The organism is Micromonospora coriariae (assembly GCF_900091455.1).
Lineage (GTDB): Bacteria > Actinomycetota > Actinomycetes > Mycobacteriales > Micromonosporaceae > Micromonospora > Micromonospora coriariae.
Window position 1 is genome coordinate 4,762,950 of the sequence record NZ_LT607412.1, and the last position, 25,646, is coordinate 4,788,595.

Sequence of the window (25,646 nt, forward strand, 5' to 3'; positions counted from 1 at the left end):
CTGAGCCCCGGATCCCCTGAGCCCCCTGATCCCCTGATCCACCGGGCGGCGGGTCAGGGGACCTCGTCGGGGCTGCGCGTGAAGACGAACGTGGCGATGTCGACCGCCACCGCCCGTCCGCTGTCGTCGCGTAGCACCGACAGGATCTCGCCGGTCTCCGGGCCGGAGCGTCCCCGCCAGCGGTCCGTCCCCTCGGCGACGAACCGGCTCACCCGCTCACCGCGTACGTGGGCCACCAGGTCACCCGCGTCCCAGTTCAGGTCCAGCGAGGTGCCCATCCACCACCAGCGGCCGGTCAGCTCGGCCAGCTCGGCCAAAGGCGCGTCGGTGGCCGGCCGCCACGGCTGCGGGAACGCCGGCTCGGCGTCCAGCACGGTGGTCAGCAGCCGGCGGCCGAGCCCGGTGATCGGGAAGCCGTACGCGTTGGCGAAGCCGACCACGGCGGTACGGGTGGGCCGGTGCACCGCGAGGGCGGCCACGTACCCGGGCATCGAGCCGCCGTGCCCGACGTACACGCGTTCGCCGTCCCGGTAGAGCTCCAGCCCCAGGCCGTGCCCGCCGGTCCAGGAGTCGAGGTCGCTGATCACCACGGGCGCGCACATCTCGGTCAGCGTCTCGGCGGCCAGCACCGACGGGTCCGGGTCGGCCAGGAACGCCGCCCACCGGCCCAGGTCCTCGATCGTCGACCAGAGCTGCCCGGCCGGGGCCATCGCCCCGGTGTCGGTGCGGGGCTCCTCGCGCAGCGTGTCGTGCCACGGGTGGACGACGTAGCCGCGGGCGAACGGTTCAGTGGCCGCGTAGGTGGTGCGGTGCAGGCCCAGCGGGGTGAGGATCCGTTCGTCGAGCAGGTCGGCCCACGGCTTGCCGGTGTGTCGTTCGAGCACCCCGCCGAGCAGCCCGTACGCCAGGTTGGAGTAGTGGTACGTGGCGTGCGGCGGGTAGGCGATCTTGTCGGCGTCGACGTCGGCGAGCAGAGTGCTCAGGTCGACGCCCGCCGCCCGCTCCCACCAGTCACCCTCGGGTTCACGCTGGATGCCGCTGGCGTGCCCGAGCAGTTGGCGCAGGGTGAGCCTGCCCACGCCGGTGCCCGGCAGGTGCTGCTCCAGCCGGTCATCGAGGGCCAGTCGGCCGGCGTCGCGCAACTGCATGATCAGGGTGGCGGTCATCGTCTTGCTGATCGAGCCGAGCCGGTACTGCAGGTCGACGTCCGGGCGGGGGTGCTCGCCGGCGGCGGCGACGTGCGCCAGCGTGCCGTCGCGGACCACGCCCAGCACCAGCGACGGGGCGCGGCCGTCGGCCTGTGCCTGGGCCACCTGGGCGTCGATCTGTCGGGCGGTTTCCGGCAGCAGGGTCAACGGGATCTCCTCGCTCGTCGGCTCGGGCGGGCCACCGGTGTGGGGTGTTTCGGTGGGGCCAGGCGGTTGCGCCGAGCCTACTGATCATCACGGGTCGGCTGCTCGTGCATTCGCGTGTCACGATTGGGGTGTGGACGCCGTGGTGTGGATCGTTTTGGGTGTGCTGCTGGTTGTCGCCGAGGTCTTCACGACGACGCTTTTTCTGATCATGTTCGGGGTCGGCGCGTTCGCCGCCGCGGGCGCTGCCGCTCTGGGCGCGCCGGTGGCGGTGCAGGCGTTGGTGTTCGCGGTGGTGTCGGCGCTGAGTCTGGTGGTGGTCCGGCCGGTCATCCGGCGGCACCAGCGGTCGGCACTGGACAGCGGCGAGCAGCCGTTCGGCGTGGAGGCCATCGAGGGCTCCATGGCGTTGGTGCTGGAGCGGGTGGACGCCGAGCGTGGCCTCGTCAAGATTGACGGGGAGATGTGGAGCGCCCGGTCGTACGACACGACGCAGACGTACGCGCCCGGTGAACGGGTGCGAGTGATAAAGGTCCGGGGCGCGACCGCCCTGGTCTGGCAGGACGACGTTTCTTCCGCCGGCGAGCTGCCGGAAGCGAGAGGGTGAACGGGATGACGGCCATAGGCGTACTGCTGATCGCAGTGGCGTTGATCGCGGTGGTGACCCTGGCGAAGGCGGTGCGGATCGTGCCGCAGCAGCGCCAGGACGTGGTGGAACGGCTCGGCAAGTACAAGCGCACGCTCAGCCCTGGCCTCAACCTGTTGGTGCCGTTCGTCGATGCGGTGCGCACCAAGGTCGACATGCGGGAGCAGGTGGTCAGCTTCCCGCCGCAGCCGGTGATCACCTCGGACAACCTGGTGGTCTCGATCGACACGGTCCTCTACTTCAAGGTGGTCGACTCGGTCCGGGCGACGTACGAGATCTCCAGCTTCCTGCAGGCCATCGAGCAGCTCACCGTCACCACGCTGCGTAACGTGATCGGCTCGCTTGACCTGGAGCGGGCGCTGACCAGCCGGGACGAGATCAACCGGCACCTCTCCGGCGTGCTGGACGAGACCACCGGCCGCTGGGGCATCAAGGTGACCCGGGTGGAGATCAAGGCGATCGAGCCGCCGGCCAGCATCCGCGACTCGATGGAGAAGCAGATGCGCGCCGAGCGGGACCGTCGCGCGGCGATCCTCACCGCCGAGGGCCACAAGCAGTCGGTGATCCTCACCGCCGAGGGTGACAAGCAGTCGGCGGTGCTGCGCGCCGACGGTGACCGGCAGGCCCGGATCCTGCAGGCCGAGGGTCAGGCGAAGGCGATTCGGACCGTCTTCGACGCGATCCACCAGGCGAACCCGAGCCAGAAGGTGCTCGCCTACCAGTACCTGCAGGCCCTGCCGCAGATCGCCCAGGGCAGCGCCAACAAGGTCTGGATCATCCCGGCCGAGCTGACCAAGGCACTGGAGGGGATGGGTGGCGCGCTCGGCGGGCTGAGCCAGATGGTGGGGGACCTGCCCGCGCCGGAGGCCGCCGACCAGGCGAGCCAGGTCGAGCGCGAGGCCGCGGAGGCCGCGCAGGCCGCGGCGGACGCCGCCCAGCAGATCCACGACGAGGTACGCGTCGCCGAGGCGCAGGCCACCGGTACCAAGGGACCGCAGGGGCTGCCGGCGCCGGAGCCGGTCTCGCCGGCCAGCCTGGTCAGCGACCCGACCGACCAGCGCGAGCGCGAGTGATCCAGTACGCCGGCCGTCCGGCCGGATAAATGCGAGAAAGGCTCATGGGGCGCTCCGACGCCTGCCACGATCGGTCCTAGGACGGGTGGTGACCAGGCAATCGGGGCGCCCCGGCGCGTCCCGCACCGCTCGTGGACGAGCGAGGTGACGCATGAAGGATCCGGCGAATCGGATGTGGTCCTCGGCCCCGGTGCCCGGCGCGCACGACCCGGCCGGCCCGCTGGGCTCCCGGCGCAGCGGCGGCGGGTTCGGCGTACTGCCGTTCGTCGGCGAGCCGACCCCGGCCGGGCCGGCAACGAACGCCAGTTGGGCCTGGTCGGTGCGCCGGTTCGCGCGGGCGGCGGTGTGGCTGCTGCCCGCGTACGCCATCCTCTACGGCGCGGTGGCGATGGCCAGCGACGGAGGGGTGGGCAACGACCCGTATCCGGCCGACGGCCAGGCGGCGTACCTCATCGGCTGGGTGGCCGCGGTCTGGCTCGGCCTGCTCGCGCTGCTGGCCCTCACCGGGCTGCTGGCCGCGACCCGCAGCCGCCTGGTGGCCACCGCCGGGCTGCTGGTCAGCATCGCCGGCACCGTGCTGATGCTGCCCTTCGCCGGGCTCGCCGAACAGACGCCGGTCTTCAGCACCACCGCGCGGTCGCTGGTCCTGCTCGGCGCCACCTTCTACAGCGTGGGTTGGGTCCTCACCGGGTGGGCGGTGGCCCGCTCGGGCACCTTCAGTCTCGGCGACGGGATCATGCTGATCATCGCCGCGCCACTTCTCGGACTGGGAGGTGCCCTGGTCGGCTCGTTGCAGACGTTCGGCGCGATCTTCGTGTTGATCGCCGGCATCGGCATCGGCTACCGCTCCGGTCGCCTGATGCCCCGCGAAACCGCCCGCGACGCAGCCAGCGCCAGCCTCAGTACCCCAACCCCCTAAGCCACCACCCGGCCGCCACCGAGGTCGCGCGGGTCACTTCGATCGGACCTGGTCACAGCCGCCCGCGCGGCACGTTCGTACGATCCTGGCGGCGAAGGGCGTGATCTGCCTGGACCGCCGGGTTCGCCTACCGCGAACGGCCTTGCGCGGAGGTGACTGTGATCAGGGTGCTGTTGGCTGAGGACATGCATCTCATTCGGGGTGCGTTGGCCGCGCTGATCGCGTTGGAAGCGGATATGCACGTGGCCGGGGAGGTCGCGACGGGCGAGGCGGCGGTGGCACTGGCCATCGAGGTGCGGCCCGAGGTGGTGGTCCTGGACATTCAGATGCCGGGTCGACTGGACGGCCTGGACGCGGCCCGCGAGTTGCGGGAGCGGGCACCGGAGTGCGGGCTTCTGATGCTGACCTCCGCGGGGAATCCGGATCTCCTCCGGCGGGCGTTGGCGATCGGTGCGCGGGGGTTCATGGTGAAGGACGCGCCGCCGGTGCGGTTGGCTGAGGCCATCCGCCGGGTGGCGGCGGGCGAGACGGTGGTGGACCCTGACCTGGCTGCCGCCGCGATCGCCGGTCGACCCAATCCGCTGAGCCCGCGCGAGGCGGAGGTGCTGCGCCGGGCGGGTGAGGGGGCGGACCTGGCCGAGATCGCGGCGGAGTTCTTTCTCAGCAAGGGGACGGTACGCAACTACCTGGGCGCGATCGTCACGAAGTTAGCCGCGCGTAACCGGCTCGACGCGGTCCGGATCGCGGTCGAAAAGGGCTGGATATAGGACGGCCAACCGGTAGACCCCGGGCTCACCGCCGATGCTGAGCGTGCCGCCGGCGGCGGTCACTCGAGCGATCAGGTTCGCCGTTCCGCTTCCGCTGCCGCGGGCAGCGAGGGCTCCGTCGTTGACGATGACGAGGCCGTCCGGCGTGATCTCGATCAGACAGTACGTGGCGGCGCTGTGCCGAAGTACGTTGGTCACGCCTTCGCGCAGGACGATCGCCAGCAGGGCGTCGTCGCGTTCCGACGTGCGGCGTAGGTCCGTTCGGATTCCGGCCGACTCGAGCAGGGACCGCGCCGAGTCCAGCTCGGCGGTGAGGGACAGCCGTATGTCCGGGTCGTCCGGGATGGCGCGCAGCGCGGCCAGGGACTGGCGGGCGACCCCGGCAATCTCGCCGAGCTGCTCGCGGGCCGCTTCCGGTGTGAGCCGGTCGGCCAGTTCGGCCTTGACAGTGATGGCGGAGAGCCCGTATCCCAACAGGTCGTGGACGTCGCGGGAGATGCGGCGGCGTTCGTCGGCCACGGCGATCGCGGCCAACGCCTGGCGGGCCTCGCGGGCCTCGAGGACCAGCGCGGTCTGCACGGCCAGGCCGGCGAACATGGCGGCGACGGCGATCGTGTTGAACGTCCAGTAGGCATTCTCGCTCGCGGAATAACCGCGGACGGCGAGCACCGCCGGCGTGGCCAGGACGACCATCGCGACCACCGGCCACCATGCCCGGCCGGCGATCAGGAACGCGGCCGCGGCGAACCCGGCGGCCTGCGGATAGCCCTGCCCGGGGTAGAGCAGGGCGGCGGCGGAGGCGGGCAGAAGCGCGAGGGCGATCCAGGGACGGCGCCGCGGCGTCGGTTCGGACTGGCGGGGCAACGCATGGAGCAGGTGCAGCCCCAGGATGCCCGCGAAGAGGATGGACGGCGCTGGGCGTCCCTCCACGTAGATCAGTCCGGTCACGAAGAACCCCGCGTGTACGGCGACGAGAATCGGCACGGCGAGCCGGGGCGGCAGGTCCGGCTCGGGCAGCGGTCGCGCCGAGTTCAGCGGGACCGCACGGGCACTGGCCGCCGCGGACCGGGAAACCTCCGCGATCCGCGCGGTGTCGGCACGTACCGCCAGGGTGATGATCGACGACAGGGCAGTCCCGACCGCGGTTTCCAGCTGACCGGCGGCGCGCGTTCGTTCGGCTTCGACCGATCGCGCTGCGAGTTCGGCGCGGGTGGCGCTGACCGCGGCGCGGGTGTCTCCCAGTCGGGTCACCCCGAACAGAATCAGGCCCTGGGCGGCGGCGTTGAACATCGCGAGCGCGATCTCGAAGGGAGTGGCGGGCGAGATCACCGCCGCCATCACAGTCACCGTCACGAAGAGTATCCATCTGACCACACCACGCGTCATCAAGAGCGTGGACGCCGCCACCATCCCCGCAGCTCCCGGCCCGGCCCAGGGCAGGAGGACGACCTGCGCCGCGAGCGTCCAGCGGTTGCGCCACGGAGTCAGGCAGTGCAGCAGTTGCAGGCCCAGCACGAGCGCGAAGGGCAGGCTCGGCACCGGATGGAGCGGATCGAAGGCGACTCCGGCGAGGACCACCGCAACGATCAACGCATTGTGCACCAGATGTCCCAACCATGCATTTTCCATGGCGGATCGAGGTGCCTGGCACTGATACGGGAGGGGTCCCGTTCGGCACGCTGAGCACGTGAAAATAGCGCTGATCTCCGCCCTTGCCCTGGTCACCCTACATTCGAGCCCCGCGCACGCCGCCGACGCCGAGGACATTGGCGCGACCCTCGACCGGATCGTGCCGGCGATGCTCGCCGCAGACCGGATCCCCGGCGCGGCCGTCGTCATCGTGCAGAACGGGCAGACAGTCTTCAGCCAGGGCTACGGAGTCGCCGACGTCACCACCGGCTATCCCGTGGACGCCACGACGCCGTTCCTGACCGGTTCGCTGGCCAAGGTTTTCACCGCCGAGGCCGTACTGCGCCTGGTTGGCGAGGGCCGCCTCGACCTGGACACCGACGTCAACCGCTACCTCACCGACTTCCAGATCAAGGACACCTATCCGGGGCACCCGGTGACAGTGGAAAATCTGCTCACCCACACCGCCGGTTTCGACGACGACATCGTCGGCCTGGCCGAGGAGGATCCGTCCGGCCTCCCGTCACTGGCCGAGAGCGTCAAGGACCGCCAGCCGCGCCGGGTACGTCCGCCCGGAACCCGGATCGCGTACGACAACTACGCCCTGGCCCTCGCCGGCCGTATCGTCGAGATCGCATCTGGTCAGCCGTACGCCAGCTACGTCGCCGACCACGTGTTCGCCGCCCACGGAATGACCGGTTCCACCGCCGCGCTGCCACATCCCGCACCCGTGGCGGAGCGACTTGCCCACGGGTACCGACCGGACGGCGACGGTTACGCCGAACAGAGAGGCCAGTACGCGCCCTGGACGCCATCCGGCACGGGTCCTGCGGTCACGACGCGCGACATGGGCCGGTACCTGATCGACCAGACGAATGGCGACCCGATCGCGGCGCAGATGCAGCAGCGTCACTTCACGGCCGATGACCGTATGCCCGGCATGGGGTACGTCCTCGAAGAGCGCCCGCGCAACGGACAGCGGGTCCTCTACAAGGACGGCGACGTTCCCGGCTATCACTCCGCCATGGCGCTCCTGCCGGGCCAGAAGTCCGGCATCTACGTCGCCGTCAACGGAGACGGTGTCGCCGGGGCCGCCACCTGGGACATCCAGAAGATCGTCAATGCGATCATCAGCGAGCGCCTCCCGGCCGCCTCGACGCCCTCGCCCACGCCGCTCACCAGCGACGTCTCCCGTTACGCTGGCTCCTACCGCTCGGCCCGCGCCAGCCAGACCAGTCTGATGAAGGCATCGGCCCTGTTCTCCGTACCGACCGTCACGGCCAGCCCGGACGGGACGCTGACCACCACCGGGTTGTCCCCGGATCCCGACCGGTCCACCCAGCACTGGTTCCAGATCGAACCTGGCCTGTTCCAGGAACGCGACGGTCAGGCCCGCATCTCCTTCCCCGAGGACGGCCTCCTGGTCAGCTCCGCGCTCCCCTCCGAGGTCTATGAGAAGCTGCCCTGGTACGACACCCCGACTGTGAATGTGCCCCTGTTCGCCCTCGGGGCGCTTGCCCTCATCCTCGCCGCCCTTGGTCTGCCCATCGCCGCCCTCGTCCGCCGGCGCCGCCAGGTCCGGTCGTCGCGCCCGGCTCGCCTGGCCGCTCACACCGCCTGGGTCAGCGCCGCCCTGAGCACCGGGTTCCTCGTGGGGTTCGCCCTGGTGATGGCCGACCCGAATGTCCTCATGGCGGCGGTAGCGCTCGGCTCACCGAGCCTCACCGTCCTTCCGATCCTGGCCACGCTCTCCCTGTTGTTCGCCATTCCCATGGTCCCGGCCACTGTCCTGGCCTGGCGGCTCCACTGGTGGGGTCGTGCCGGGCGGATCTCCTACACGCTGCTCACCGTGACGGCAGCGGGGTTTTTCACCGTAGCCTTCGGCTACCGCCTCCTGCTCTTCTAGTCACCGCCGACGCGACCGTCCCGGATCCGCTCCGGCGGATTCGGGACATACGCCCCTTTCCCGCGTCATCGTCATCGGATCCGGCGCGGCCGGGGTGGGCGGGCGTGATTGGGTGGGTGTTGGCTGGTGGGGGGCCGTGAAGTTGCTGACAATCCGGGGTTGGGGGTGGTCGGTTGGCGGCTTTCGTGGCAATCCTGGGGACCATGGCCGCCTCTCGCTCGCCGCTGTCGCGGCTGTTCACCGTGCTGCTCGCCGGCTTGCTGGCCGGGCTCGCCCTGGCAGTCGCCGCGTTGCCGGGCAACCTGCTGCTCGGGTTCGCCACCCGCTCCGCGATCGGGTCGTACGCCGCGTTGCCCGCCTCGCTGCGCACCCCGGCCACGCCGCAGCGCTCGTACCTCTACGCCAACGACGGCAAGACGCTGATCACGACGTTCTACGACGTGAACCGCACAGATGTGCCGCTGTCGGAGATCGCACCCGTGATGCGGCAGGCGATCGTGGCGGCCGAGGACCGGCGCTTCTACGAGCACGGCGGCGCCGACCTGCGCGGCCTCGCCCGCGCGCTGGTGGCCAATGTCAAGGGCGGCGGCACCGAGCAGGGTGGCTCGACGCTGACCATGCAGTACGTCCGTAACGTGCTCAAGACCGACCCCACCCGCACCGCCGAGGAGCGCGCCGCCGCCACCGATCCCACCATCGGGCGCAAGCTCCAGGAGATCCGGTACGCGGGCGCGCTGGAGCAGAGCCTCGGCAAGGACGAGATCCTCAACCGGTACCTGAACATCGCCTACTTCGGCTCCGGCGCGTACGGGATCGCGGCGGCCAGCCAGAAGTACTTCGGCAAGCCGCCGGCGAAGTTGACCCTCGCCGAGTCGGCCCTGCTCGCCGGCCTGGTGCAGTCCCCGGACGCGTACAGCCCGATCGACGGGGACAAGGACGCGGCGCTGGCCCGCCGGTCGTACGTGCTGGACTCGATGGCCGCCACCGGGGCGATCACCGCCGGCCAGGCCGCGCAGGCCAAGGCCGAGCCGCTGACCCTGCACCCGACCCAGCAGCCCAACGGTTGCACCGCGGTGGCCCAGGGCCACGACGACTGGGGCTACTTCTGCGACTACCTGCGCCGGTGGTGGGTGACCCAGCCGGCGTTCGGGGCCACAGTGCCGGAGCGCGAGCAGGCCCTGCGCGCGGGTGGCTACACCGTGGTCACCTCGCTGGACCCGAAGGTGCAGGCCACCGCGCAGCAGCAGGCCACCAAGGTCTACGGGTACGACAACAAGCGCGCCCTGCCGATCGCCGCCGTGCAGCCGGGCACCGGTCAGGTGCTGGCGATGGCGGTCAACCGGCACTACAGCCTCGCCGACAACCCGAATGGGCAGGCCAACTACCCGAACACCGTCAACCCGCTGATCTCCGGCGGCGCCAGCGTCAACGGGTACCAGGCCGGCTCCACGTTCAAGCTGTTCACCATGCTCGCGGCGCTGGAGTCGGGTCGTACCCTCTCGACCGGCTTCGACGCGCCCGCCAAACTGCCCACCCGGTACCCCGCCGAAGGGCCCGGGAGCTGTGACGGCCGCTGGTGCCCGGCCAACGCCAACCCGGACTGGATGGACGGGTACCGGATGATGTGGGACGGCTTCGGCCGCTCGGTGAACACCTACTTCGTCTGGCTGGCCGAGCAGGTCGGCCAGGACAAGGTGGTGGAGATGGCGCAGCGCCTCGGCATCACCTTCCGCGCCGGCCCGGACGCCGACTTCGCCAGGAACGATGCCGCCAACTGGGGTTCCTTTACGCTCGGCGTGGCTGCCACCACCCCCTTGGACCTGGCCAACGCGTACGCCACCGTGGCCGCCGAGGGCACCTACTGCACGCCCGTGCCGGTGATCTCGGTGACCGCCGCGAACGGCGACAAGGTGCCTGTCGGGCAGCCGTCCTGCAAGCGCGTGCTCGACGCCGACGTGGCCCGCGCCGCGACCGACGCCGCCCGCTGCCCGGTCGGGCAGCAGTCACCGTACGGGCAGTGCAACGGCGGTACGGCCACCGGCGTGAACGACATCCTCGACGGCCGCCCGGCGGCCGGCAAGACCGGCAGCTCGGAGGAGAACGCCACCGAGACGTTCGTCGGCTTCACCCCGCAGGTCGCGGTCGCCGGCATCGCCGCCAACCCGGACGACACCACCGACTCGGTGGGTTCCGCGGTGCAGGCCAAGGTGATCGACGCGGTTGCCCGGGTCATCGCCACGGCCGTCAAGGGTCAGCCGGAGAAGGCGTTCGTCGCACCGAGCCGCGAGCTGGCCGGCGAACCCCGCCGCCCGGTCGAGCGCGCCCCCGTCCCGGACCGCCGATCGACCCGGGAGAACGACGACGACCCCCGCTCGCTCCTGCAACGCTGGCTCGACCGCCGCGGCTGACCGCAGCCGCCGCTGCGGTCAGCGAAAGCGCGGGTCGGACCAGTCGACGAAGCGGGCGAACAGCGCGTGCGGGCGCGGCGTGTCGTAGGGGTTGAGCGTGTACAGGTCACGGGCGGCCTGGGCGAAGACGCCCGTGAGCAGGACGTAGAGCCGTACCCGGTCCGTTTCGTGGCGGGCCCGCAGCAGCAGCCGGGCCACCGCGCACGGCCACGGGTCGCCGCACCCGGCGCACACCCAGAGCGGCTTCAACGGCCGGTGCGGTTCCAGCCACGCCGGTAGCTCACCGACCGCCGCCGGCCGGCACCGATCCGGGGGTACGCGGCCAGCCGCGTCGCGCCCGCCACCGCCGTCGTTGGGTTCTGCTGCGTCCACGATGTCTCCTCGTCTGCGGGGGAGCGGCGCCGGGGCGTACCGGGGGAATGGCCGCCGACCCGGCGCCGCGTGCTTCACAGTCTGCTGACCAGGCCACTACGCTCGGAAGCTTCCGCAGGTGGGCGGGGAGCACCGGACCGGCACCCGAGAGCGCTTGGGAACCGGCCCGGCCCGCCGTAGAGGAGGTGGAGAGCCGGTGAGCGTGTCCGCGTCGGAGTTCCTGGTCCGCGAGCTGCGCAGGCAGCGCACCCTGGCCGGGCTGACCCAGGACGAGCTGGGCGAGCGGGCGCACTTCTCCGGGAAGCAGGTCAGCGCGGTCGAGCTGGGCACCCGCCCGCCCCGCGAGGACTATCTCGCCGCCGTCGACCGGGCACTGGACACCGGCGGGCTCTTCGTGCGGCTCTGGGCCGATCTGGTCAAGGACGACGCCGCGCCGGTCTGGCTACGCGAATGGATCGAGTTCGAACGCGAAGCCGTCCTGCTCCGCTGGTACGAGCCGCTGTACGTTCCGGGGCTCCTCCAGACGGAGGACTATGCGAGAGCCACATTGGCCGGTGGGCGGTTCACCGTTGAGGAGATCGACCGGGCCGTCGCCTCGCGCCTCGACCGCCAGGTGATCCTGACGCGGGAGAAGCCGCCGCAACTCGTGGCCGTGGTCGACGAGGCGGTGATCCGTCGGCCGGTCGACCGACCTGGGTTGATGGCCGCCCAGCTTGCCAGGCTGGTGGCGCTGGCGGAACTGGACCACGTGCAGTTGCAGGTCGTGCCAGCCGAGACGGGCATGTATCTGGGGATGGCCGGCCAGTTCATCATCGCCGAACTGCCGGACGGCGATCGGGTCGCGCACGCCGACAACCAGCTCACCGCGCAGATCGTGGAGCAGGCCGCAGACGTTGCTAGGCTGTCGGGCACCTGGGAGATCGTGCGGAACGAGGCCCTCTCCCGGCGACAGTCACTCGACTTGATCAAGGAAGTGGCGAAGACATGGACCTGACGGGTGCCCAGTGGCGCAAGTCGAGCCGGTCCGGCGGCAACGGCGGCTCCTGTGTGGAGGTGGCGGACAACCTGCCGGGTGTGGTGCTGGTCCGGGACACGAAGGACCGTTCCGGCGGCACCCTCGCCTTCGCGCCGGCCGCCTGGCGGGCCTTCGTCGGCTTCGCCCGCCAACGCTGACCCCACCAACGCCGACCCCGCGACGCTGACCCTGCCCGGGCCGGCGGTCAGCCCTTCCGGCGACGCGGCCGGTAGCTCGCCACGGTGGCGGGCAGCCCGCGCCGGATGATCCCGGCCCAGTCGGTGTCGCCACGCAGCACCGCCGCCGCGGTGTTGCGCGCCTGCTCGGCGGTGAAGTGCGGTGGCAGCATCAGCTCGGCCGGGTCCACCAGTGCGTTGATCACCGTCGGCCGGTCGGCGGCGAGCGCCCGGTCCCAGAGACCCGGCACCTGGTCGGGAGAGTCGACCAGCTCGCCGTGCAGCCCGAGCACCTGGGCCCACTGGTGGTAGCCGATGTCCGGCAGCTGCTGACTGTCCGGGAACATCGGCGTCCCCTCGCTGGAGCGCTGCTCCCAGCTGACGAACGCCAGGTCCCGGTTGTTGAGCACCAGCACCACGAACCGCGGGTCGGCCCAGCTCCGCCAGTACTTGGCCACGGTGATCAGCTCGTTGACGCCGTTCATCTGCATCGCCCCGTCGCCGATCAGCGCGACCAGGGGTCGGTCGGGGTGGGCGAACTTGGCGCTCAGCGCGTACGGCATGGCGCCGCCCATGGACAGCAGCGTGCCGGAGAGGCTGGCCAGCATCCCCGGGCGGACCTGCACGTGTCGGGCGTACCAGGCGGTGGCGGTGCCGCAGTCCACGGCGAGCATCACGTTGTCGGGCAGCCGCTCGCTGAGCGTGCTGAACAGCAGTTGCGGGTTGACCGGGTCGGCGTCCTGCTCGGCCAGGTCGCGCTGCACCCGGCGCCACGTCGAGGTGGCCTCGGTGATCTCCGTCCGCCACTCGGTCGGCCCAGGGCCGGGACCCAGCTCGCGCAGCAGCGCCCGCAGGGTGGGAGCGGCGTCGCCGGTCAGGTTGACCTCGGTCGGGTACCGCAGCCCGAGCTGGGTGCCGTCCAGGTCGATCTGCACTCCGCGGGCCTGCCCGGGCGGCGGGTAGAACTCCGAGTACGGCATGTTGCTGCCCACGATCAGCAGGCGGTCGCAGCGGCTCATCATCTGCCAGCTCGGTCGGGTGCCGAGCAGCCCGATCGCGCCGGTAACCCACGGCTCCCGGTGGTCGACGGCGGTGAAGCCGAGCAGCGCGGTGGCCACCCCGGCGCCGAGCCGCTGGGCGACCTCCCGGACCTCGTCCTTCGCGCCGAGGGCGCCCTGCCCCACCAGCATCGCCACCCGTTCCCCGCCGCGCAGCACCTCGGCCGCCCGGCGCAGGTCCGCCTCGGGCGGCACGGTCGGCGTGCTGCTCGGCACGTTGCTGGTCTGGTAGTAGCCGTGCGCGTGCGGCGGGTCCGGGACCGCCGGCTTGTCCTGCAGGTCCGCGGGGAGGATCAGGGCGGTGACCGTACGCCGGGCCAGCGCCGTGCGGCACGCCCGGTCGACCAGGTGACGGACCTGCGCCGGGTGGTCGAGTTGGGCCAGGAACGCCGCGGCCACATCCTTGTAGAGGGCGAGCAGGTCGACCTCCTGGTAGTAGCCGCCGCCCTCGGCGGTGACAACGGTGTGCCCGACCAGGGCGATCACCGGCTGGTGGTCGAGCTTGGCGTCGTACAGGCCGTTGAGCAGGTGGATGGCTCCCGGGCCGCTGGTCACCAGGGCACAGCCCAGCGGCCCGCCGCCGTACTTGACGTGCGCCGAGGCGGCGAAGCCGGCGGTCTCCTCGTGCCGCACCTGGACGAACTGGGCCCGCTCGTCGGTGCGTTGCAGGGCGGAGGTGAGGCCGTTGATGCCGTCACCGGGGTAGCCGAAGTAGCGGTGCACTCCCCAGCTGAAGAGGCGAGCGACGATGTGGTCCGCGACGGTCGGGTGCCGGGGCATGGTGCCTGTTTCGCCCGGCGCGGTGTGATCTGCGCTCACCTGGCTGGTCCTTCCCGTCGAGTCCCGTACGCCGCACGCCATTCCCCTTCCTTTACGGACAAAACGCCCTCAACGACGTGGGCTCGACCGGCTTCGGAGTGCCCAGCCGGGCGTCCGGCAGAATCGTCGGGTGCCCGTCCACCAGATCACCGACCCCGACGACGACCGGATCGCCGACTACCGCGCGCTCACCGACGTCGAGCTGCGCACCCGTTGGGAGCCGCCGCACGGCCTGTTCATCGCCGAGGGGGAGCTGGTGCTGCGCCGGGCGTTGCGCGCCGGCTATCCGGCCCGGTCGTACCTGGTCGACGCCAAGCGCATCGACCAGCTCGCCGACCTGGACACCGGCGACGCGCCCGTCTACGCGGCGACGCAGGACGTGCTGGAACGGGCCACCGGCTTCCACGTACACCGGGGGGTGCTGGCGTCGTTCCACCGCCGGCCGCTGCCGGCGGCCGCCGACGTGCTCGCCACCGCGCGCCGGGTGGTGATCCTGGAGGACGTCAACAACCACACCAACCTCGGCGCGATCTTCCGGGCGGTGGCGGCCCTCGGGGTGGACGCTGTGCTGCTCTCGCCGAGCTGCGCCGACCCGCTCTACCGGCGCAGCGTCCGGGTGAGCATGGGAGAGGTCTTCGCCGTGCCGTACGCGAAGCTGGACCCCTGGCCGGACGCGCTCGCCGAGGTCCGGGCGGCCGGGTTCACCGTGCTGGCGATGACGCCGGCGCCGGACGCCGTGCCGATCCAGCGCCTCGACGCCACCCAGCGGGCCCGCTCGGCGCTGCTGCTCGGCGCCGAGGGCGCCGGCCTGACCCGGGCCGCCATGGACGCCGCCGACATCCGGGTGGTCATCCCGATGCGCCGTGGCGTCGACTCACTCAACGTGGCCGCCGCCACCGCCGTGGCCTGCTGGGAGCTGAGCCGCGACGACCCCTGGTGAGGGCGCGGACACCCTCGTCAGCCGGTTGGACGCGAAGCAGATCCGTCCGGTGACCGGGCCCGCGGACGGCGGGATGTCGAGTTCCGGCGTCACGGACTGTAGCGTGGCGGCCGTGTTCCCTACCGTCCGTGAGGTCCTCGCCCTCGACCCGGTCCGCCACGGCGCGCCGCGCGTGGTGGCCGGGGACGCCGGGCTGGACCGGCCCGTGCGCTGGGTGCACGTCGCCGAGGTGCCGGACATCGCCACCCTGCTCGGCGGCGGCGAACTCGTCCTCACCACCGGCATCGGGCTGCCCGGCGACGACGCGGGGCTGCGCGCGTTCATCGGCGACCTGGCCGACGTCGGCGTCTCCGGGCTCGTCGTCGAGCTGGGCCGCCGGTACGTCAGCGGGGTGCCCCGGGTGATGGCCGCCGCCGCCGAGCGGCGCGGCCTGCCCCTGGTGGAACTGCGCCGGGCCACCCCGTTCGTACGGATCACCGAGGCAGTGCACGCGTTGATCGTCGACGCGCAGCTCACCGAGCTGCGCGCCACCGAGGAGATCCACCAGCGGTTCACCGACCTCTCGGTCGAGGGCGCGGACGCCGCCGAGGTGATCCGGCAGGCCGCCGACCTGTCCGGTTGCCCGGTGGTGTTGGAGAACCTGTCCCGGCAGGTGCTGGGGTACGACCCGGCGGGGGAGAGCGCCGAGCTGCTGCTGGACGGCTGGGAGCAGCACTCCCGGCGGATCCGCCCGGCCGGGCGGACCGCGTACGACCCCGACAGCGGCTGGCTGGTGACGGTCGTCGGTGCCCGGGGGCAGGACTGGGGGCGGCTGCTGCTGCGCTGGCCGGCCGGCGGGGAACTGCCCAGCCGCCGAGGCGCCGACCCGGTGGAACCCGACGCCCGCCCCGGCGGCGGGCCGCCGACCCGGTTCACCATCCTGATCGAGCGGGCCGCGTCCACCCTCGCGCTGGGCCGGCTGATCCGCCGCGACGCCGAGGGGCTGGAACGGCAGATCCACCGCACCCTGCTGACCGCGCTGCTCGATCACTCCCGGCCGGTGGACGAGGTGGCCTTGCGGGCGAAGGCGCTCGGCGTGGTGCTGGAGCGCCGGCACCTGGTCGGCGTGATGGTCCGGCACCGGGCCGACGACCCGGCCGGCGAGGGTGGCCCCGAGGCCGGCCCGGCCCGGCTGCGGGACCTGTCCGAGGCCGTCGGCCAGGCGCTGCGGGAGTCGAAACTGACCGCGCTGACCAGCGCGGTCGACGACCACTCGGTGGGCGCGCTGCTGGCCCTGCCGGACCCGGCCGCCGAGGACCGCGCGCTGTCCGCGTTCGCCGCCGCGCTGCGCCGGGTACGCCTCGACGCCGGCGCCGTCCGGACCGCATCCGGCGCCGACGCGTCCCGGATGGTGTCCGGCGGCGACCCGTCCCGACCGGCCGGCGGCGCTCCGGGCGGCGTGATCGTGGCGGCCGGATCCGGGGTCGGCAGCCTGCGGGAAGCCCGACGGTCACTGGTCGAGGCGCGCCAGATCGCCGAGGCGGCCCGCCGGGACCGGCGTGACCTGCCGATCTTCCGGCTGCCGCACGTCGGCCTGGCCGGCCTGCTGCACCTGCTGCGCGACGAGCCCCGGTTGCAGACATTCGTGGAGCGCGAACTCGGGGCACTGCTGGAGTACGACGCCCGGCACCCCCGCGAGCGGCTGCTCGACACCCTGCGCGCGTACCTGGAGCAGGGGCGCAACAAGTCCGCCGCTGCCGCCGCCGCCCACCTGTCCCGGCCGGCCTTCTACGAGCGCCTGGCCCGCATCGCCCGGATCCTCGACGTCGACCTCGACTCCGTCGAAGCCTCCCTCTCCCTACACGTCGCCCTACTAGCCCTGGACGCCGTCCGCCTCCCCTAACCCCGCCCCTCCCGCCCCGCCCCGCCCCGCCGCGCCGCCGCGCCGCGCGCCGCCGCCAACAGCCCCGTTGATCTAGGGCAAATCACCATGAGTTGATCTCCACGCGCAGCGATACGCCCTAGATCGACGGGGAGCGCGGCGCGGCGCGGGGCGGGGGCGGCGCGGGGAGCGTGGGGCGGGGGCGGGGTCAGGTGAGGGTGGTCAGGGCTTTGGCGTAGGTGGGGGGGACGTGGTTGGGGCCGCCGGGGGTGAAGACGTCCGAGGTGGCGATCGCGGACCAGGCGGTGGCCGGTACGGCGTCGACCAGGGCGCGGATCACCGGGGCGTCGCGCCACTGGTCCTGCTCGGCGAGCAGGCCGAGGGCCACCACCGACTCCTCGACCTCGCCCACGCACTCGAACGGCTTGTGCCCGTCCACGCCCAGCAGCTCGCGGTAGCCGGGGATCTGCGACTCGTCGGCCAGCAGGTCGCCGCCGAAGATGTGGGTGACCCGCTCCCGCGGCATGAACGGCGCCATGGCCAGGAAGACGAACCGGCACTTCGGGCAGTCGCGGCACCAGCGTTCGCTCGCGTCGCGCAGCTTGAACGCGGCGTTGCAGCTGGTCACCACGTCGTCGTACCGGGTGAACTCGGCGAACAGCCGGGCGATGTGCAGCTCGGACAGCGAGCGCAGCAGCGAGAAGTACGGCTCGGTCAGGCCGGCGTGCTCGGCCAGCGCCGCGCGCAGCAGCCCTTCGGCCTCGACGCCCTTGGACCACTGGTGGTTGATCTCGTGACCGTTCCAGACCAGGTTCGGGTCGGACGCCGAGCGCTCGTTGGACATCACCACCGGGCCCAGCCCGTGCAGCACCGCGGTCGCCACCGCGATCAGCGAGTTTATCGCGGTCACCGGGATGTGGCCGTTCAGCGCGCCGGCGGCGTTCAGGTCGAACAGCACCGGGTCGATCCGCCGCCGCGCGGCCAGCGGGGTCAGCCCGGACGCCTCGTTGACCGAGACGATCACGTGGTTCGGGTTGACCGAGAACGGCACCGGGTCCAGTTCGGCCCGGCGTAGCGCCTCCAGGCTGACGATGGAGTCCTTGCCCCCGCCGACGGCGGAGAGCGGGCGGCGGTCGGAGTCGTCGTACACCCGGGCCGGCGTCACCTCACCGGCGGGCACCTCTGGGCGCAGCTCCAGCACGTGCGGCAGCTGGTTGCGGTACGCGTACTCCGCCAGGCCCCTGGTGTAGACGGCGGTGACGTAGTCGGCGGTGGCCGCGCCCAACGGCGCCGGCAGCACCAGCCGGGGCGGCGCGGCGGCCTTGTAGTAACTCACCCCGGCGACCAGGTGCAGCACCTCCAGCACCCGGCCGAGGGTGGCCACCGTCTCGTCCGACGGCGGCTCGGCCGGCAGCGGAAGAGTGATGACCTCGGTGAACCGCTGCTCGCCGGCCGGGCCGGTCAGGGCGTAGTCGAACAACACCTCGCCGGTGGCGAAGTCGATCGAGTAGGACGGGAAGGTGAAGGCGTCCATCCGCCGGAGCTGCTCGTTGGGCACACGCCATACTAGGCCCTGGTTCGTCCGGCCGTGTCCGGACCGGGCCCGCCCTGCCGCCGCCGCGACCCCCGAGGAGAGCCCCGTGCGCCTGTCTGACCTGCGCGGACGTACCGTTGCCGTCTGGGGTACCGGCCGCGAGGGCCGGGCCGCGGTGACCGCGATCGCCGCGCACGGCCCGGCCGACCTGGTCGCCGTCGACGACAGCGCCAACTTCCTCTCGCTGCCCTGGGACGGCCCGCTGGCCGAGGCGGCCCCGCTGGTCACCGGTGAGGCGGGCTTCGAGCGGCTGGCCGCCGCGGACGTGGTGGTCCGCTCGCCGGGCGTGCCGCAGACCCACCCGTGGCTGGTCGAGCTGCGCAAGCGCGGTGTCACGGTCACCCAGGGGACCGCGTTGTGGATGGCCGACCACGCCGCGCGCACCGTAGGGGTCACCGGCAGCAAGGGCAAGAGCACCACGTCCAGCCTGATCAGCCACCTGCTCACCGCGACGGGCCGGCCGAACGTCTTCGGCGGCAACATCGGCGTGCCGACCCTCGACCTGCCGGAGGCCGAGCTGTACGTGCTGGAGCTGTCCAGCTACCAGTGCAGCGACCTCAGCGACTCGCCCCGGGTGGCCGTGGTCACCTCGCTCTTCCCGGAGCACCTGGACGCCCACGGCGGGGAGCGGGAGTACTACCGGGACAAGCTCAACCTGCTCGCCCACGGCCCGGAGACGATAGTGGTGAACGGCGCCGACCCCCGGCTCGCCGCCGAGCTGGGTGATCGCCCGGCCGTCCGTGCCGGTCGCCCGGACACCACAAACGTCGCCACCGGCGCCGACGGCACGCCCTGGTTCCACCTCGGCGACCAGCCGCTCTTCCCGCGCGCCGTGCTGCCCCTGGTCGGCCGGCACAACGAGGGCAACCTCTGCGTCGCGCTCGCCGTGCTCGACGCGCTCGGGGTGGACGTGGTCGCCGGCAGGGACACGCTCGCCATCGCGGTCGCCGAGTTCCAGGGGCTGGCGCACCGGCTCACCGAGATCGCCGACCCGTCCGGGCTGACGTTCGTCGACGACACCCTGGCCACCAGCCCGTACGCGGCCATGCACGCCATCGACGCGTACGACGGCCGGCCGTTGACGGTGATCGTCGGGGGCACCGACCGGGGTCTGGACTACACGCCGCTGGCCGAGCACCTGGCGGAGCGGGAGCTGACCGTGATCGGCATCCCGGACAGCGGTCGCCGGATCGTGGAGGCGCTCGCCAACGTGCCCAAGGTGCGTACCGAGCTGGTCGACGACCTGGTGGAGGCGGTGCGGCTGTCCCGGGAGCTGACCCCGGCCGGTGGGGTGGTGCTGCTGTCCCCGGCCGCGCCGAGCTACGGCCGGTTCCGCAACTTCGAGCACCGCTCGGAGGTCTTCGCCGAGGCCGTTCGCGACACCGCGGGCTGACCCTGAGCGACACCGCAGGCTGACCGCGAGCGACCGTGCCCGGTCGGCGGGACCGGTTCAGTGGGATCTTGACAGGCGTCGGCGCAGCCAGGAGCGCGGCCAGGTCGAAGATCGGCCCGCTGGGGCACCCTGTCCGAGGAGGAGTTCGTGGCGCTCAAGGCCGACCCGTTCGACTACGGAATCGAGCCTGAGCGGGTCGGTCCACCGTTGGACACGGTGCTGCCCGGCAAGGGTGATCTGGTGATGTTCGAGGCGGGCCGGATGCACGGCGTCCGCGAGGTGCGTGCGGGTTGCCGTACTTCGGCGGCCGCTTCATCGGGGTTCGCGCGGAGTCCGACCCGCTGCTGATCTTCGCGTGATCCATTGCACAGGGGTGTCGTGCAGGGCGCGCATCGAGCGGATCGCCGAGCGGATCTCCTGGAGGTAGCGCCCCGGGGTGAGTGTCTGCTCGGGCAGCGCGGCCAGGTCGGCAAGCGTCGGGTCCACCCCGACGGTGTCGATGCCGCAGCCGTACGGCACGGCCAGGGTGCGTAGCGCGTCGCAGTGCTGGAACGGCACGTAGATCGGCGCGGTGACCATCAGCACCTCGTCGCCCGGGGCGAGCTGGACGTGCGCGGCCCAGAACCGCTGCGTGTCGGCGGTGTGCGCGCGCCGCCGGTGCGGTTCGCTGGACGGCGCGGCGAGCACCCGTACCGGCGGCAGGCCGGCCGGTCGGTAGCTCCGTGACGACCAGGAGTGGTGCGGGTGCCCGGCGTCGACACCGTCCTGCTCGGCCGGGGCGGCCACGGCGAACACCCGCCGGACCGCCGAGTCGAGCACGTCCACCTCGGTGTCGTCGGCGGGCAGGCCCGCATCGGCAAGCGTCCGGCGTTCCCAGTCGGACAGCGGCCGGAAGCTGCCCAGCACGGCGACCTCGCCGTCCACCCGCAGGCCGGAGCGCAGCAGGTGCGCGGCGTACCCGACCCGACGTACGCAGGCGTGCGCCAGGCCGCCGAGCACCACCAGGTGGGCGTACGCCGGCCGGGCCGGCGCCACCGGCTGGATCAGCCCGAGCGCCGCCGCCGACGCGAGCACCAGCTCGGCGGTGCCGGGGTCGAGGTCCGGCTCCCGGGCGTCGGGCCGTTCCCTGCCGCCGCGGAAGTCCCAGTGTCGGGCGGAGAACTCGTCCAGGAACCGGAGCACGTCGGCGAGGTCGCCGTCCGGCCAGCTGCCACCGAATTGCTCGACCAGCCGGCGTATCGGGTCCGCGCGGACCCACTCGGCGATGCCGGCGGCCGGTTCGCCCGGCGCCCCGGTCGGCAGCGGTACGGGCAGCTCAGGCACCGCCGGATCGTACCGGGCTGGCGGGACGGCCTCGTTGTCGTCCCGTCGTACGCCGTGCCGGCCGCGCTGCCCGCCGCCGGCTCGTCCGGCTGACGCACTGTCAGGCGCGGACGCGCGCTGCGCTACACAGTGGCAGTTGTCCACACCGGCCGCCGGTGGGAGCGTGCGGTATCCACGAATGCCGCTGAAGGGTTGCCACGATGACCGACGACCTGCTGGCCCGGCACCGGGCCGTGCTCCCGTCCTGGATGCCGCTCTACTACGCCGAGCCGATCGAGCTGGTCTCCGGCTCGGGCCGGCGGGTCACCGACGCCCAGGGCCGCACCTACCTGGACTTCTTCGGTGGCGTGCTGACCAACATGATCGGTTACGACATCCCGGAGATCAGGGAGGCGGTCGAGCGGCAGCTCGCCACCGGCATCGTGCACAGCTCGACGCTCTATCTGATCCGGGAGCAGGTGGAGTTGGCCGAGAAGATCGCGCAGCGCTCCGGCATCCCGGACGCGCGGGTGTTCTTCACCAACTCCGGCACCGAGGCGAACGAGGCGGCGCTGCTGGTCGCCACCAACCACCGCCGCTCGCACCAGATTCTGGCCGTGCGGAACAGCTACCACGGCCGGTCGTACGCGGCGATGGGCGTCACCGGCAACCGCAACTGGTCGGCCAGCGGCCTCAACCCGCTCCAGGTGGCCTGGCTGCACTCCGGTGACCGGGTGCGCGGCCTGCTGGCCCGGCTCAGCGCCGACGAGCAGGTCGACGCGGCCGTGGAGGACCTGCGCGAGGTGCTGGCCACCCAGACCGCCGGTGACGTGGCGGCGTTGATCGCCGAGCCGATCCAGGGCGTGGGTGGCTTCGTGCACCCGCCGGACGGGCTCTTCGCCGGCTGGAAGAAGGTCCTCGACGAGCACGGCATCCTGTTCATCGCCGACGAGGTGCAGACCGGCTGGGGGCGTACCGGGGAGCACTTCTGGGGCTACCAGGCGCACGGGGTCACGCCCGATCTGCTCACCTTCGCCAAGGGCATCGGCAACGGGTTCGCCCTGGCCGGGGTGGTCGGCCGGGCCGAGGTGCTGGAGTCCGTACCGGCGATCAGCTTCTCCACGTTCGGCGGCAACCCGATCTCCACGGCGGCCGGCAACGCGGTGCTCGACTACCTGATCTCGCACGATCTCCAGGCGAACGCGGCCCGGGTCGGCGCGATCCTCGCCGACGGCCTGCGGTCCGCCGTGGGCGGCCTCGACTGCGTCGCCGAGGTACGCGGGAAGGGGCTGATGCTCGGCGTGGAGTTCGTCCGGCCGGGCAGCAGTGAGCCGGACCCGGCGCTGACCAACCGGGTCTTCGAAGCCGCCCGGGACGGCGGCCTGCTGACCGGCAAGGGCGGGCTCTACGGCAACGTGCTGCGGATGGGTCCACCGTTGACGCTGACCGAGGAGGAGGCCCGCGAGGGCCTGGCGATCCTCGTCGACGCGATCCGCTCGGCGGCGGCGGTGGCGGCGTGAGCAACCGAATCGGGCACTTCATCGACGGCAAGCGGGTCGGCGGCACGTCCGAGCGGCGGGGCGACGTGTTCGACCCGGCGACGGGTCGGCGTACCGCCGAGGTGGAGCTGGCCTCGGCCGCGGACGTCGACGTCGCGGTGCGGGCCGCAGCCCTCGCCGCCCGGGCCTGGCGGGACGCGTCGCTGGCGAAGCGGTCGGCGGTGCTGTTCGCCTTCCGGGAGCTGGTGCGCGCCCGCCGGGACCGGCTCGCCGAGGTGATCACCGCCGAGCACGGCAAGGTGCTCGCCGACGCCGCCGGGGAGGTGCAGCGCGGCCTGGAGGTGATCGAGTACGCCTGCGGCCTGCCCTCGGCGTTGCGCGGCGCGTTCAGCGAGAACGTCTCCACCGAGGTCGACTCGTACACGATCCGGCAGCCGCTCGGGGTGGTCGCGGTGATCACCCCGTTCAACTTCCCGGTGATGGTGCCGCTGTGGTTCGTGCCGGTCGCGGTGGCCTGCGGCAACGCGGTGGTGCTCAAGCCGAGCGAGAAGGACCCCAGCGCGGCGCTGCTGCTGGCCGAGTGGTTCGCCGAGGCGGGCCTGCCCGACGGGGTGCTGAACGTGGTCAACGGGGAAAAGGAGGCCGTCGACGCGTTGCTGGATCACCCGGAGGTGCACTCGGTGTCGTTCGTCGGCTCCACCCCGATCGCCCGGTACGTCTACCAGCGCGGCACCGCCGCCGGCAAGCGGGTGCAGGCGCTCGGCGGGGCGAAGAACCACATGGTGGTGCTCCCCGACGCGGACCTGGACCTGGCGGCCGACGCGGCGGTCAACGCCGGTTTCGGTTCGGCGGGAGAGCGGTGCATGGCCATCTCGGTGCTGGTGGCGGTGGAGCCGGTGGCCGACGCGCTGGTCGAGCGGATCGCCGCCCGGATGGCCGGGCTGCGTACCGGTGACGGCCGGCGGGGCTGCGACATGGGCCCGTTGGTCACCGCCGCGCACGCGGCGAAGGTGCGCTCCTACGTGGACGCGGGGGTGGCCGCCGGCGCGGTGCCGGTGGTGGACGGTCGGGACGTCACGCCGGACGGCGACCCGAACGGCTTCTGGCTTGGCCCGACGCTGTTCGACCGGGTGACCCCGCAGATGTCGATCTACACGGACGAGATCTTCGGGCCGGTGCTCGCGGTGGTCCGCGTCGGCTCGTACGACGAGGCGGTGGAGCTGGTCAACGCCAGCCCGTACGGCAACGGCACGGCGATCTTCACCAACGACGGCGGCGCGGCCCGGCGCTACCAGCACGAGGTGGAGGTGGGCATGGTCGGGATCAACGTGCCGATCCCGGTGCCGATGGCGTACCACTCGTTCGGTGGCTGGAAGTCCTCGCTCTTCGGGGACCTGCACGCGCACGGCGAGGACGGGGTGCGTTTCTTCACCCGGGGCAAGGTGGTCACCAGCCGGTGGCTGGACCCGCGCCACGGTGGGGTCAACCTCGGGTTCCCCACCCAGACCTGAGCAGCCGCAGCACGCCCGCCCCGGCCAGGTACGCCAGCAGCGCCGGGACGGGCGTGCCGAGCGGCTCCGGTGCCCGCGCCGGGGTCGCGCTGTTGAACAGCAGCGCGGCCACCACGGCGGCGTAGCCGGCCACGGTCAGCGCCGTCCGGGTCGCGGTGCCCCGTCCGGCCCGGCGCCCGGTGCGGTGCCGGCTGCTGCGCGCCTCCACCGGGCCGAAGATGGCGACCAGGACCGCCAGGACCACCGCGAGCAGCAGCAGCCAGGGCACCCGCCACGCCCACCAGGCGGCCGAACCGACCGCCGGGGTGGGCAGTGTCCCGGTCGCGTCGAGCAGGCCGATGAGCAGGACGGCGGCGGTCAGGTGCCAGAGGAAGACGGTCAGCACCACCAGGTTGACCCCGATCACGAGCTGCCACGGGCCGGTGCGGCGCAGCAGGCGCTCCGCCGGGCCGCGCAGCAGCAGGATCAGGCCGAGCTGGGTGGCGGCGACGGCCAGCAGCGCGAGGCTGGGCGGCGCGGCGTTGTCCAGCCGCTCTCCGGGCACGTGCAGCATGGCCACCGGCCAGGGGCCGAGCACGGTGAGCAGCAGCAGCGCGGCCAGCCCGCCGGCCAGGAACACCAAGCCGGTCCGGCGGGACGTGGGCAGCCGGCGTCGGCGTACCCCCGGACGCCCGGGTGCCGCCGGCCCGGCGGCGTCGGTCACGCCGGGCGGAGCGGCGCGGGTGTGGTGCCAGGCGAAGCCGAGCTGGTGTACGGCCAGCCAGCCGAACAGGTAGTTGCCGTACCCCAGCTGCTCCGGCCCGGTCAGCCGGCCCAGGTCGCCGATGCCGACCAGGGCGATCAGCACGAGCGGGACGGCGAGGCCGAAGCGGCGGTGCAGGGCGTACATCGGTGGGGTGAGCGCGACCACCGCCAGGTAGGCGACCAGGAACCAGAGCGGAATGGTGGCGAACCAGACCACCTCGCGGATCCGGATCGGATCGGCGTCGAGCAGCCGGGCCACCGCCGCCGCGGCGCTGAGCACCAGCACCAGCACGGTGGTGGGGCGCACCAGTCGGGCGCTGCGGTCGACCAACCAGCCGGCGGCGTCGCCACCCCGGGCGCGCAGCCGGGTCAGCGAGGCCGCGTTGGCGTAGCCGCCGACCAGAAAGAAGACCGGCATCACCTGGGCCACCCAGGTCAGCGGGTACGCCCATGGCAGGTCGCCGAGCGCGGAGTGCCCGGTGGGCCGGCCGGCGGCGTCCCGCTCGATCACCGTGACGCCCCAGTGCCCGAGAACGACCATGGTGATGGCCAGCGCGCGGAGCAGGTCGACGTACCGCTCCCGGCCGGGCGGGGTGCGCTCCGCGAGCTGGCGCAGGCGGCGCATCGTCTCAGGCTATGCGAACCGGTGTTGGCCGGTGGTG

General features: G+C 72.5%; 21 protein-coding genes. 14 read left to right on the forward strand and 7 right to left on the reverse strand.

Features of this window, described 5'->3' with window-relative positions:
• Positions 1–53 precede the first annotated feature (53 nt).
• Positions 54–1,355 carry a serine hydrolase domain-containing protein gene (locus tag GA0070607_RS22240; protein ID WP_089019923.1) on the reverse strand — a complete coding sequence of 434 codons (1,302 nt, stop codon included), beginning with the start codon at positions 1,353–1,355 and terminating at the stop codon, positions 54–56.
• A 130-nt stretch (positions 1,356–1,485) separates the two neighbouring features.
• Here GA0070607_RS22240 and GA0070607_RS22245 point away from each other — a divergent pair, with 130 nt between their 5' ends.
• The 4 genes from GA0070607_RS22245 (at position 1,486) to GA0070607_RS22260 (ending at position 4,757) form a co-directional block, all read left to right on the forward strand.
• Positions 1,486–1,959: an NfeD family protein gene (locus GA0070607_RS22245; protein WP_089019924.1), complete on the forward strand. Its 474-nt coding sequence runs from the start codon at positions 1,486–1,488 to the stop codon at positions 1,957–1,959.
• Positions 1,960–1,964: 5 nt separating this feature from the next.
• Positions 1,965–3,071, forward strand: a complete 1,107-nt coding sequence (locus GA0070607_RS22250) for an SPFH domain-containing protein (protein WP_089022021.1) — start codon at positions 1,965–1,967, stop codon at positions 3,069–3,071.
• Positions 3,072–3,222: 151 nt separating this feature from the next.
• Positions 3,223–3,990, forward strand: a complete 768-nt coding sequence (locus GA0070607_RS22255; protein ID WP_089019925.1) for a hypothetical protein — start codon at positions 3,223–3,225, stop codon at positions 3,988–3,990.
• A 167-nt stretch (positions 3,991–4,157) separates the two neighbouring features.
• Positions 4,158–4,757: a response regulator transcription factor gene (locus GA0070607_RS22260; protein WP_456299231.1), complete on the forward strand. Its 600-nt coding sequence runs from the start codon at positions 4,158–4,160 to the stop codon at positions 4,755–4,757.
• Here the strand turns inward: GA0070607_RS22260 and GA0070607_RS22265 are convergent.
• On the reverse strand, positions 4,698–6,371 hold the full coding sequence (locus tag GA0070607_RS22265; RefSeq protein WP_157743195.1) for a sensor histidine kinase: 1,674 nt from the start codon (positions 6,369–6,371) through the stop codon (positions 4,698–4,700). The genes GA0070607_RS22260 and GA0070607_RS22265 overlap by 60 nt on opposite strands.
• 73 nt (positions 6,372–6,444) lie before the next feature.
• On the opposite strand from GA0070607_RS22265, the gene GA0070607_RS22270 reads away from it, so the two are divergent.
• Both GA0070607_RS22270 and GA0070607_RS22275 read left to right on the forward strand, forming a co-directional pair.
• Positions 6,445–8,292 carry a serine hydrolase domain-containing protein gene (locus GA0070607_RS22270; RefSeq protein ID WP_089019928.1) on the forward strand — a complete coding sequence of 616 codons (1,848 nt, stop codon included), beginning with the start codon at positions 6,445–6,447 and terminating at the stop codon, positions 8,290–8,292.
• A gap of 203 nt (positions 8,293–8,495) precedes the next feature.
• On the forward strand, positions 8,496–10,700 hold the full coding sequence (locus GA0070607_RS22275) for a transglycosylase domain-containing protein (RefSeq protein WP_231930141.1): 2,205 nt from the start codon (positions 8,496–8,498) through the stop codon (positions 10,698–10,700).
• 18 nt (positions 10,701–10,718) lie between these two features.
• Here GA0070607_RS22275 and GA0070607_RS22280 read toward each other — a convergent pair whose 3' ends face one another.
• Positions 10,719–11,072, reverse strand: a complete 354-nt coding sequence (locus GA0070607_RS22280; RefSeq protein WP_231930143.1) for a hypothetical protein — start codon at positions 11,070–11,072, stop codon at positions 10,719–10,721.
• A 196-nt stretch (positions 11,073–11,268) separates the two neighbouring features.
• Between GA0070607_RS22280 and GA0070607_RS22285 the strand changes: the two genes are divergently transcribed.
• Positions 11,269–12,066, forward strand: coding sequence for a helix-turn-helix domain-containing protein (locus GA0070607_RS22285; protein ID WP_408630845.1), 798 nt, complete (start codon positions 11,269–11,271; stop codon positions 12,064–12,066).
• Entirely contained in the window at positions 12,057–12,245 is a 189-nt protein-coding gene (locus tag GA0070607_RS22290; protein WP_089019930.1) for a DUF397 domain-containing protein, read from the forward strand. Before GA0070607_RS22285 ends, GA0070607_RS22290 begins: the two co-directional genes overlap by 10 nt.
• A 47-nt stretch (positions 12,246–12,292) precedes the next feature.
• On the opposite strand, the gene GA0070607_RS22295 is transcribed toward GA0070607_RS22290, so the two are convergent.
• Positions 12,293–14,101, reverse strand: a complete 1,809-nt coding sequence (locus GA0070607_RS22295) for a thiamine pyrophosphate-requiring protein (protein ID WP_089019931.1) — start codon at positions 14,099–14,101, stop codon at positions 12,293–12,295.
• Positions 14,102–14,180: 79 nt separating this feature from the next.
• Here GA0070607_RS22295 and GA0070607_RS22300 point away from each other — a divergent pair, with 79 nt between their 5' ends.
• Positions 14,181–15,080 carry a TrmH family RNA methyltransferase gene (locus GA0070607_RS22300; protein WP_408630918.1) on the forward strand — a complete coding sequence of 300 codons (900 nt, stop codon included), beginning with the start codon at positions 14,181–14,183 and terminating at the stop codon, positions 15,078–15,080.
• Between the two features lie 112 nt (positions 15,081–15,192).
• Positions 15,193–16,962: a PucR family transcriptional regulator gene (locus GA0070607_RS22305; RefSeq protein ID WP_456299220.1), complete on the forward strand. Its 1,770-nt coding sequence runs from the start codon at positions 15,193–15,195 to the stop codon at positions 16,960–16,962.
• 187 nt (positions 16,963–17,149) lie between these two features.
• Here the strand turns inward: GA0070607_RS22305 and GA0070607_RS22310 are convergent, their stop codons facing one another.
• Positions 17,150–18,499, reverse strand: coding sequence for a hypothetical protein (locus tag GA0070607_RS22310; protein ID WP_089019933.1), 1,350 nt, complete (start codon positions 18,497–18,499; stop codon positions 17,150–17,152).
• 82 nt (positions 18,500–18,581) lie between these two features.
• On the opposite strand from GA0070607_RS22310, the gene murD reads away from it, so the two are divergent.
• Together murD and GA0070607_RS22320 are read left to right on the forward strand one after the other, a co-directional pair.
• Positions 18,582–19,928, forward strand: a complete 1,347-nt coding sequence (murD, locus tag GA0070607_RS22315) for a UDP-N-acetylmuramoyl-L-alanine--D-glutamate ligase (RefSeq protein WP_089019934.1) — start codon at positions 18,582–18,584, stop codon at positions 19,926–19,928.
• 147 nt (positions 19,929–20,075) lie between these two features.
• Positions 20,076–20,276, forward strand: coding sequence for a 2OG-Fe(II) oxygenase family protein (locus tag GA0070607_RS22320; protein WP_089019935.1), 201 nt, complete (start codon positions 20,076–20,078; stop codon positions 20,274–20,276).
• Here the strand turns inward: GA0070607_RS22320 and GA0070607_RS22325 are convergent.
• A complete protein-coding gene (locus GA0070607_RS22325) occupies positions 20,241–21,251 on the reverse strand; it encodes a hypothetical protein (RefSeq protein WP_231930146.1) in 1,011 nt (336 codons plus the stop codon). The genes GA0070607_RS22320 and GA0070607_RS22325 overlap by 36 nt on opposite strands.
• A 200-nt stretch (positions 21,252–21,451) precedes the next feature.
• On the opposite strand from GA0070607_RS22325, the gene GA0070607_RS22330 reads away from it, so the two are divergent.
• Both GA0070607_RS22330 and GA0070607_RS22335 read left to right on the forward strand, forming a co-directional pair.
• Entirely contained in the window at positions 21,452–22,750 is a 1,299-nt protein-coding gene (locus tag GA0070607_RS22330) for an aspartate aminotransferase family protein (RefSeq protein WP_089019936.1), read from the forward strand.
• Entirely contained in the window at positions 22,747–24,240 is a 1,494-nt protein-coding gene (locus GA0070607_RS22335) for a CoA-acylating methylmalonate-semialdehyde dehydrogenase (protein WP_089019937.1), read from the forward strand. The genes GA0070607_RS22330 and GA0070607_RS22335 overlap by 4 nt, the downstream gene beginning before the upstream one ends.
• Here GA0070607_RS22335 and GA0070607_RS22340 read toward each other — a convergent pair.
• The gene (locus tag GA0070607_RS22340) at positions 24,212–25,609 is read right to left on the reverse strand and encodes an acyltransferase family protein (protein WP_089019938.1); all 1,398 of its coding nucleotides are present in this window, start codon (positions 25,607–25,609) and stop codon (positions 24,212–24,214) included. The two genes, GA0070607_RS22335 and GA0070607_RS22340, sit on opposite strands and share 29 nt — an antisense overlap.
• Positions 25,610–25,646 lie beyond the last annotated feature (37 nt).